Here is a 9,588-nt window from a genome sequence, read left to right on the forward strand (position 1 = left end):
CTCCTTTGATGAGTAAGGGGGGCGGGGCCTAGCGAGGAGCCATGCGGATCGCGCCGTCGAGGCGGATCGTCTCGCCGTTCAGCATCGGGTTGACGATGATGGACTCGGCGAGCAGCGCGTATTCGGTGGGCTGCCCGAGCCGTGAGGGGTGCGGCACCTGGGCGCCGAGCGAGTCCTTCGCCTCCTGCGGAAGGCGGCCGAGCAGCGGCGTCTCGAACAGTCCGGGGGCGATGGTCATCACGCGGATGTTCGTGCGGGCCAGGTCGCGGGCGATCGGCAGGGTCATACCGACGATGCCGGCCTTCGACGCGGAGTACGAGCACTGCCCGATCTGTCCGTCGAAGGCGGCGACGGAGGCGGTGTTGACGATGACGCCGCGGTCGCCGTCGACCGGCTCGTTGTCACCCATCGCCTGCGCGGCGAGGCGGATCACGTTGAAGGTGCCGATCAGGTTGACCTCGACCACCTTGCGGAACTTGTCCAGGTCGTACGGGCCTTCCTTGCCGACGGTGCGGCCCGCGCCGCCGATGCCCGCGCAGTTGACGGTGATCCGCAGCGGGGCGAGCGCGGTGGCCGCGGCGATGGCCGCGCTGACGTCGGCCTCGCCGGTGACGTCACCGGGCACGAAGGTCGCGCCCATCTCCTTGGCGACGGCGACGCCGTCGGACGTGGGCAGGTCGAAGATGACGACACGGGCGCCGGCCGCGGCCAGTCGCTCGGCGGTGGCGCGGCCGAGACCGGAGGCGCCACCGGTGACCAGGGCGGAGGAGCGGGCATCGATCTGCATGACAGATCCCTTCTGGGCGGGCTGGGTTCGGGGCTGGGGCTCAGAGACCGAGTGACTTGGCGATGATCGTCTTCATCACTTCGCTGGTGCCGCCGTAGATCCTGGAGACGCGGGTGTCCGCGTACAGGCGGGCGATCGGGTACTCGGTGACGTAGCCGTAACCGCCGTGCAGCTGGAGGCACTTGTCGATGACGCGGCCCGCGGCCTCGGTGCAGAACAGCTTCGCCTTCGCCGCGTCGGGCACCGACAGCTCACCGGCGTCGTGCAGTTCGAGGGCCCGGTCGGCCATCAGCTGCGCGGCTTCGACATCGGTGGCGCACTCGGCGAGGACGAACTTGGTGTTCTGGAAGTGGGCGACGGGCTTGCCGAAGACGGTGCGGTCCTTGACGTACTGGGTCGCGAACCGCAGTGCGGCCGCGGCCGTGGCGGCACCGCCGATGGCGATGGCGAGCCGCTCCTGGGCCAGGTTGTGGGAGAGGTACGTGAAACCCTTCCCCTCCTCGCCGAGCAGGTTCGCCACCGGGACCTTCACGTCCGCGAAGGACAGCTCGGCGGTGTCGGATGCCTTCAGTCCGATCTTCTGGAGCTTGCGGCCCACCGAGAAGCCCTCGCTCGCCGATTCCACGACCAGGATCGACAGGCCGGCGCGCCGGTCGGCCGGGTCGAAGGCCGTCGTACGGGCGACGACGAGGACCAGGTCGGCGAGGGCCCCGCCGGTGATGAACGTCTTGGCACCGTTGAGCACGTAGTGCGTGCCGTCGGCGGACAGTTCGGCCTTGGTCTGGATATTGGCGAGGTCGGAGCCGGTACCCGGCTCCGTCATGGCGATGGCCGTCATCAGGTCACCGGTGGCGAACCCTGGCAGCCAGCGCTCCTTCTGCTCCTGCGTGGCGTACGCCAGCAGGTACGGCAGGATCAGGTTGGCGTGCACCGAGTAGTTGCCGAACGAGACGCCGGCCCGCGAGGTCTCCTCCGCGGCGATGGCGGAGAACTTGAAGCTGGTCTCTCCCCCGCCGCCGAACTCCTCGGGCACCTGGATGCCGAGCAGGCCCAGCTCGCCGAGCTTGCGGTAGAAGTCGCGCGGCGGGTGACCGGCCTCCTCCCACTCGTGGTGGACCGGGACGACCTCCTTGGCGATGAAGTCCCGCAGCGTCTGACGGAACGCCTCGTGATCCTCGTTGAACAGCGTACGGCGCACGGCGACCTCTCCTTCTGTGATCCACGACGCCCGATCGGATGTGGTGTGCGCCGTAGACGTTTAGTTCGAACGATCGTTAAGTTATGCCCGTGCGGCAGACCCTGTCCAGGGAGACAACGACGAGGTGACCTGCTTCACGCCCCGCGCCGCATCCTGCGGCCACCCCGCCCCAGAGAGGACCCGCCCATGACCTCGTCCACCTCAGGACACCTCCCGTTGACCGGCCGCACGCTCCTGATGTCCGGCGGCAGCCGCGGCATCGGCCTGGCCCTCGCCCTGCGCGCCGCCCGCGACGGCGCCAACGTCGCACTGCTCGCCAAGACGGACACCCCGCACCCCCGGCTCCCCGGAACCGTGCACACGGCCGCGGCCGAGATCGAGGAGGCCGGCGGCAAGGCCCTGCCGATCGTCGGGGACGTACGGGACGAGGACGACGTACAGCAAGCCGTGGCGGCGACCGTCGAACGGTTCGGCGGCATCGACATCGTGGTGAACAACGCCTCGGCCATCACCCTGCAGAACCCGGGCGAACTCCCCCTCAAGCGCTACGACCTCATGATGGACGTGAACGTGCGCGGCACGTTCCTGCTGAGCTCCCTCGCCCTGCCGCACCTGCGCGCCTCCGACCACGCGCACGTCCTGACCCTGTCGCCGCCGCTGAACCCCGAGCGGCGCTGGCTGCGCGACCACGCCCCGTACACCGTCAGCAAGTACGGCATGACGATGCTCACCCTCGGCATCGCCGAACAGCATCGTGACGAACGTCTGTCCGCCAACTGCCTGTGGCCGGCGACCACCGTCGCGACGGCCGCCACCGTCAACCTCCGCGGAGCCGACGAGGCGGCGCGGGTCAGCCGGACCCCGCAGATCATGGCGGACGCCGCCCACGCCGTGCTCACCCGGCCGGCGGGGGACACGACCGGGCACTGCCTGATCGACGAGGAGGTGCTGCGCGGGGAGGGCGTCACCGACTTCGCGGCGTACCGCGCGGACCCGGACAGCGACGCGGCACTGCGGACCGACATCTTCCTCTAGACGCTTCCGCCACTCTGGCGCCAGAAAACCCCTGCCCTACGGAGGTGACCTCGTGGAGCAGGGGTTTCTCGGGTCCGGGCCGTTCAGCGCACGCGCAGGAGCGCCTCCTGCGCGACCGAGGCGACCAGGTCGCCGTCGCGCGTCCAGAACTCTCCGTGTGCCATGGTGCGCCCGTCCCCGGCGACCGTGCTGCGGCACGCGTACAGCAGCCATCGGTCGGGGCGGACCGGACGGTGGAACCACATGGCGTGGTCGAGCGAGGCGAGGGCTACACCGACGGGGCGGGGCTCGCCGTAGGGCACCAGGGCCGTCGGGGCGAGCGGGGCGTCGGAGATGTAGGCGAGGACGCAGGCGTGCAGGGCCGGGTCGTCGGGGAGCGTCCCGACGGTGCGTATCCATGCGTAGCGGTCGATGCGCCCGGTTCCGGGGTGCGGGACCTCCCGGGGCACCTCCCGGTACTCCAGGGCGGTACGCAGCGGATGGTCCGTCGGCCGGAAGGCCCAGCCGTCACCGAGCCGCTCCGGATCCGGTACGTCCGGCATCTGCGGCTGCCGCCAGCTCCCGTCTCCCTGGGCCGACTTGAAGGACACGCTCATGGTGAGCGCCTCCTTGCCGTCCTGGACGGCGGTGGTCTGCCGCATGGAGTAGCTGCGGCCGTCGCGCACGACGTCGGTGGCATAGCGGACGGGCCGCCGGGGCGACAGAGCACGCAGGAAATACGCGTGCAGCGAGTGAGCCGCGCGGTCGTCGTCGACGGTGCGGCAGGCGGCGGCGAGCGCCTGGGCGAGGGCGGCGCCGCCGTAGCTGCGGGAGGGAGCTCGACCGGGGTGGCAGTACCCCTCGACGGTGCCGTCGTCCGCCCCTTCCACCTCCTGCACGGAGATGTGCTCGCCTTTGCCCAGGGGACCGGGGCAGAGCGGGGCGGCTTCCTCCTCGTCCGGCGCTGTCGAATCGCCGGCCACGGTCCCGGTCACCCTTGCATCACTCCCAGTGTCCTCAAGGCCCGCAGGTAGACGGGCCGGTCCACCATCATTCCGGCCACGGTCACCACTCCTGCGCCGGCCTCCTCGAACGCGTCGCGCACGCTGCGGGCCCAGACCAACTCGGCGTCGCCGGGGGCGAACACGCGATGGGCGGCGTCCACCTGCCCTGGGTGAATGCAGAACTTCCCTGCGAAGCCTACGCTCCGCGCCGACTCGGCCTGTGCCTCGAAGAGTTCGATGTCACGGTAGTCGGCCTCCGGTCCGTCGAGCGCACCGATCCCGGCGGCCGCCGCGGCGTTGGCGATACGGGCCCGTGCGTACGACAGCTCCCGCCCGTCGCGCGTACGGGGCACGCCGAGGGACGCGGTGTAGTCCTCGGATCCGAGCGAGACCGCGTCGAGCCGGGGTGATGCCCGGCAGATACGCTCGACGTCGGCGAGACCGGCCGCCGACTCGATCCACGCCATGAGCCGCACCGAGCCGGCGTCCAGGGCTCGTACCGATTCCAGGTAGTCCAGGTAGTGGCCCACCCGGACCAGCGTCTCGGCGTCGTCGACCTTCGGCAGATGCAGTCCGTGCAGACCCGGACCTACCACGGCGTCCAGGTCCGCCTCCAGGAGCCCGGAGTCGAGCGCGTTGGGACGCACCCACAGCATCCGCCCCTGCGACGGGAAATCCGCGAGGCTGCCGGCGACGAGACGTCGTGCGGTCGCCTTGTCGGCGGCCGCGACGGAGTCCTCCAGGTCGAACGCGATACCGTCCGCGGGCACATTGCGCGCCTTTGCGAGAAACCGCTCGCTGCTGCCGGGGACAGACAACAAGGACCGCGGCACGCGCCGCACCGGCCCGCTCACCAGCGTTCACTCCTCACGGGATCGAGACGGAAGACGGGGATGCCGTCGGGTGCGACCTCGACGATCGACACGGACGCCCCGAACGGGGGGACCCCGCAGGCGGACATCCCCTCGACGAGGCAGCGCATGCGCACGCCGTCCGTCAGTTCCACGACGGAGACGATCCTCGGGCGCTGCCCCTTGCGTCGCACCTCGACGACGCTGGAGACCGTGCCGTGACCGGGGCTGCGCGACCAGCGCAGTTCGGTGGATGCGCAGGTGGGACAGAGCAGCACGGTGCGGAAGACAACCGTCGAGCACCAGGTGCAGCGCTGGTAGCGCAGCTCCGTGACGGTCGTGGGCGGGCCGATTCTCTGCTCGTGCTGGACGGTTCGCACGTACATGGTGGTACAGCCTTTCTCGAAGCCGCGCGTCAGGCGTGACGCTGTCGCAGCTCCGTCTTGAGGACCTTGCCCGCCGTGGAGAGCGGCAGGGCGTCGAGGAAGTGGATCTCGCGCACCCGCTGGTAGGGGGCGACGCGCGCAGCCACGAACTCCATGAGTTGTTCCGCGAGTAGGGGACCGACCTCGTACCCGGGGCGGGTGACGACGTACGCGACCGGGATCTCGCCGGCTTCGGCGCTCGGGGCACCGATGACGCTCGCGCCCTCGACGGCCGGGTGTTCGTGGAGAAGGTCCTCAAGGGGTGTCGGGTACACGTTGTACCCCTTGTAGATCAGCATGTCCTTGGCCCGGCCGACCAGATGGAGCCAGCCCTCCTCGTCCAGGCGCCCCAGGTCGCCGGTGCGCAGCCAGCCGTCCTGGTACTGCTCGTCGGTCAGGTCCTGGTGCCCCTGGTAACCGTCGGTGATCTGCGGGCCACGTGCCCACACCTCACCGGTCTCGCCCAGGGGCACGACGGGGCCGCAGCCCAGCCCTCTGATCTCGATGTCGGTGTCGAAGAGCGGCGCGCCGACACTGCCGACCGGCACGGGGCTGTCCCGGAGCATCGGGTGGGTGGTGAGGGCCATGGTGGCCTCGGTCAGTCCGTATCCCTCGACGATGCACGCGTTGGGGAACAGCTCGCCGAGCCGGTGCAGGGCATGGCTGTCGATGGGCGCCGCTCCGGAATTGACGATCTGGACCGAGGTCAGATCGACGTCCTCGATGCCGGGCAGCGCGAGCAGGGCGTGGAACAGGGCGGGCGAACCCGGGATCATGTTCACCCGGTGCTGCTCGATGAGCCGGACGAACCGCTGCGGCTCGAACCGCCCCGCCAGGACGACGCTCGTCCCCGTGACCATGCTCACGGACTGGCTGATGAGACCCATGGCGTGGAACATCGGCGCGAGCGCGACGCCCGTCGATGATCCGACCTTGATCGTGTACGGGGTCTGCGCCTCCGGGATCTGCTCCAGGTGCACGCGCCCCTCTTCGTCGACGACGGGCCGGGCGGCGCCCCGCCAGCAGGCCATCTGCAGGACGTTGGCGACGACGTTGCGGTGCAGCACCCGCACGGCCTTGGAGCGGCCCGTGGTTCCGCCGGTGAAGGAGAGGTGGGCCAGGTCGTCGCCGGACAGGGCGACGGGTGTCCACGGCTCGGAGGCCAGCAGCGCCTCCAGCCGGGTGCCGCTCGGGTCGGCGCCGTCCGGGGCGGGCGCCGCCTGCGTCGGCGGGACCAGGACGACCAGCCGGATGCCCGGCACTTCGGCCTCTTCCAGGACGGCACGGGTCTGGGGGTGCGTGAACACGGCCACCGCGCCTGCTTCCTGGAGCTGGTCGCGCAGTGCCTTGGGGGGCAGGGCCGGGTTGACCGGCGTGACGACCGCGCCCGCCAGCAGTACGCCGTAGTACGTCACCGTGAACCATGCGGAGTTCGGCTGGTGCAGGGCCACGGTCTCGCCGGGCCGCACGCCCCGCTCCCGCAGTCCGGCTGCGACGCGGGAGGCCTGGTCGTGCAGCTCCCGGTAGGTGAGGGTGAGTTCGCCGTCCTTCAGCGCGATCCGACGGGCGTACCTGCGGGCCGAACCGGCGAGCAGGTCACCGACGGACGCGTGCGGGTAGGTGAGGCTCTCGGGCATTCCTTCGGGCACGTACCGCTTCATCCGACGATCCCCTTCTCGCGCAGTGTGTCGACCTCGTCATCGGTGAAACCGGCCACGGCCCTGAGCACGTCGACCGTGTGTGCCCCGATGACGGGCGCGGGGACCGGCTCGCCGGCGGGGGTGGCGCTGAACCTGGGAGCGGGCGCGGGTTCGTGTCCCCCGTGGACACCGCGGCGGTGGGTGCCGCGGGCGGTGTTGTGCGGATGCTCCGCGGCTTCGGTGAGCGACAGCACAGGCGTGACGCACGCGCCCTTCCCCTCGAAGGCGACGCTCCAATCGTCCCGCGTACGCGAGGCGAACGCCTCCTCCAGCACGGCCCTCATGACCGGCCAGGTCGCGTGGTCCCTCTGCCGCGCGAACCGTTCGTCGTCCCGGAGTCCGAGAACGTCCAGCAGTGCGGCGTAGAACTGCGGCTCGATCGCCCCGACCGCGACGTGTCCGCCGTCCGCGCACCGGTAGACGGCGTAGAAGGGCGCACCCCCGTCCAGGAGGTTCACCCCGGGCCTGTCCTCCCAGGCGCCCTGTGCCAGGAAGCCGTACGTCATGGAGAGCAGCAGGGCGGTGCCGTCGGTCATGGCCGCGTCGACGACCTGCCCCTCGCCCGTCGTGCGCGCGTGCAGGAGCGCGCTGACGAGCCCGAGGGCGAGCAGCATGCCGCCGCCGCCGAAGTCGCCGACGAGGTTGACCGGTGGAACGGGGTCGCCGCCGGCGGGTGCGATGGCGTGCAACGCGCCTGCCAGAGCGATGTAGTTGATGTCATGGCCGGGTTCCTGCGCGAGCGGCCCGTCCTGGCCCCAACCCGTCATCCGCCCGTAGACGAGCTTCGGGTTGGCGGCGAGGCACACGTCGGGCCCGAGGCCGAGACGCTCCACGGCGCCGGGCCTGAACCCCTCGATGACGGCGTCGGCACCCGCGATCAGCCTCCGTACGGCTTCGGCACCCTCGGGATGCTTGAGGTCGACGGCGATGGAGGTGCGGCTGCGGTGGAGGACGGGATGCCGGGTCGCCCGGCCCGCCTCGGCGGGCCGGTCGACCCGGATCACCTCGGCGCCGAGGTCGGCGAGCAGCATCCCGCAGAACGGTCCGGGGCCGAGTCCGCCCAGTTCGACGACGCGCACTCCGGCCAGCGGTCCGGCGTTCACCGTCCGGTCCAGCGCGGCGCGCGCTTCTCCGCGAACGCGCGGGGACCTTCCTTGGCGTCGTCGGAGCCGAACACGGGGGTGGTGATCTCCCGCATGCGCGTCCACTCCTCGTCGACGTCCCAGCTGCGGGCCTCGGTGAGGATCTGCTTGGTGGCGCGTACGGCGAGGGGTCCGTTGGCTGCGATGGCCCGCGCCAGCTCGAGCGCCTCGTGCAGCGCACGGCCGGGCTCGGTGAGCCGGTTGACGAGCCCGAAGCCATGGGCGCGGCTCGCGTCGAGGAAGTCGCCGGTCAGGGCGATCTCCATGGCGATCTGCTGCGGGATGCGGCGCGGCAGGCGCAGCAGTCCGCCTGCGGCGGCCACGAGACCGCGCTTGACCTCGGGTATCCCGAAACGTGCGTCGTCGGCGGCGACGACCATGTCGCAGGCGAGCACGATCTCGCAGCCGCCGGCCAGGGCGTACCCCTCGACGGCGGCGATCATCGGCTTGCGGGGCGGCGCCTCCGTGATTCCCGCGAGCCCCCGCCCCTCGACGACCGGCCGCTCCCCGGCGAGAAACGCCTTGAGGTCCATGCCCGAGCAGAACGTGCCCCCCGCTCCGGTGATGACACCGACGACCTGGTCGTCCCTGCGGTCGAGCTCGTCGAGCGCGGCGGCGACCCCTTCGGCGACGGCGCGGTTCACCGCGTTGCGGGCCTCGGGGCGGTTGAGCGTGATGACGGTGATCCCGTCGTCGCGGAATTCGGCAAGTACTGCGTCGGACATGCGTGGCTCCCAGCTCTGATCACGAAGGACGATCACCGTCTTTGTCGAACATTCGTTAAGCTACGAGGTGACGGCTCCCCTGTCCACCCTCCGCCCGCTGTGATCCGCCGCGCATCCGGGCTCGGGCGATCAGGTGCAGCGGGCCACAAGCCGACCCCTTGCCGGTTCAGCTCGGCCGATCGAGCCCTGGCGGGGCGAATGCGCTGCCGCCTCGGTACAGGATTCCGGGGGAACATGACCACCGACTCCGGCCAGCCGAAGTCGCAACGACCGGGTGGGAGACATCGGCACCGGTTGCTGCCCGAGTGACAGGACCGGCGGGGTCGGCTCCTTTCCTCACGGCCCCGCACGGCAGCCGGCCCTTGATTGCCGCCCCGTCGGCCGTGACGTCCCCGTGGCGTGGGCTGATGGTCACCACGCCGTCTTCGGCCACTGCCGAGACACACCGCGCAGAGACGGGCCGGTGGGAGACGTCGCCGAGGAGCCGGTCCGAATTCGGCAGAGAGCACGGCGGGAGCGGATCGACCGACGACTGAACTTCGACACCAGCTCCACCGTGCCGCACCTTCGCCGAGCTTGGGTGCTCGGCGAAGGTGGCCGCAGGGCACAGTGCGCATGCGTGTGCCCCGTATGGATCCTGGGAGAGGTCAGCCCTTGCGGGTCTTGACCTCGTCGGTGAGCTGGGGGACGACGTCGAACAGGTCGCCGACGACGCCGTAGTCGACCAGGTCGAAGATCGGGG

General features: G+C 70.9%; 9 protein-coding genes. 1 reads left to right on the forward strand and 8 read right to left on the reverse strand.

Annotated elements, in window-relative coordinates; all coding sequences use genetic code 11:
- Positions 1-28: 28 nt before the first annotated feature.
- On the reverse strand, positions 29-787 hold the full coding sequence (locus tag ACZ60B_RS38590; protein WP_469395698.1) for a 3-hydroxyacyl-CoA dehydrogenase: 759 nt from the start codon (positions 785-787) through the stop codon (positions 29-31).
- 40 nt (positions 788-827) lie between these two features.
- On the reverse strand, positions 828-1,985 hold the full coding sequence (locus ACZ60B_RS38595) for an acyl-CoA dehydrogenase family protein (RefSeq protein WP_469395700.1): 1,158 nt from the start codon (positions 1,983-1,985) through the stop codon (positions 828-830).
- 186 nt (positions 1,986-2,171) lie between these two features.
- Between ACZ60B_RS38595 and ACZ60B_RS38600 the strand changes: the two genes are divergently transcribed.
- The gene (locus ACZ60B_RS38600; protein WP_469395702.1) at positions 2,172-3,020 is read left to right on the forward strand and encodes an SDR family oxidoreductase; all 849 of its coding nucleotides are present in this window, start codon (positions 2,172-2,174) and stop codon (positions 3,018-3,020) included.
- Between the two features lie 83 nt (positions 3,021-3,103).
- Here ACZ60B_RS38600 and ACZ60B_RS38605 read toward each other — a convergent pair whose 3' ends face one another.
- Genes ACZ60B_RS38605 through ACZ60B_RS38630 form a run of 6 tightly spaced genes read right to left on the reverse strand, consistent with a single transcriptional unit; the run spans position 3,104 to position 8,846 of the window.
- Complete coding sequence (locus ACZ60B_RS38605; protein WP_469395704.1) at positions 3,104-3,982, reverse strand: acyl-CoA thioesterase; 879 nt, start codon at positions 3,980-3,982, stop codon at positions 3,104-3,106.
- Positions 3,983-3,990: 8 nt separating this feature from the next.
- Positions 3,991-4,857, reverse strand: a complete 867-nt coding sequence (locus ACZ60B_RS38610) for an HpcH/HpaI aldolase/citrate lyase family protein (protein ID WP_469395706.1) — start codon at positions 4,855-4,857, stop codon at positions 3,991-3,993.
- Positions 4,854-5,240, reverse strand: a complete 387-nt coding sequence (locus ACZ60B_RS38615) for a Zn-ribbon domain-containing OB-fold protein (protein WP_469395708.1) — start codon at positions 5,238-5,240, stop codon at positions 4,854-4,856. Before ACZ60B_RS38615 ends, ACZ60B_RS38610 begins: the two co-directional genes overlap by 4 nt.
- A 29-nt stretch (positions 5,241-5,269) precedes the next feature.
- A complete protein-coding gene (locus tag ACZ60B_RS38620) occupies positions 5,270-6,940 on the reverse strand; it encodes a class I adenylate-forming enzyme family protein (protein WP_469395711.1) in 1,671 nt (556 codons plus the stop codon).
- Positions 6,937-8,082, reverse strand: coding sequence for a CaiB/BaiF CoA transferase family protein (locus ACZ60B_RS38625; RefSeq protein WP_469395713.1), 1,146 nt, complete (start codon positions 8,080-8,082; stop codon positions 6,937-6,939). Before ACZ60B_RS38625 ends, ACZ60B_RS38620 begins: the two co-directional genes overlap by 4 nt.
- Positions 8,079-8,846: a crotonase/enoyl-CoA hydratase family protein gene (locus ACZ60B_RS38630; RefSeq protein WP_469395715.1), complete on the reverse strand. Its 768-nt coding sequence runs from the start codon at positions 8,844-8,846 to the stop codon at positions 8,079-8,081. Before ACZ60B_RS38630 ends, ACZ60B_RS38625 begins: the two co-directional genes overlap by 4 nt.
- Between the last annotated feature and the right edge of the window lie 742 nt (positions 8,847-9,588).

This window comes from Streptomyces sp. NPDC104096 (genome assembly GCF_055584385.1).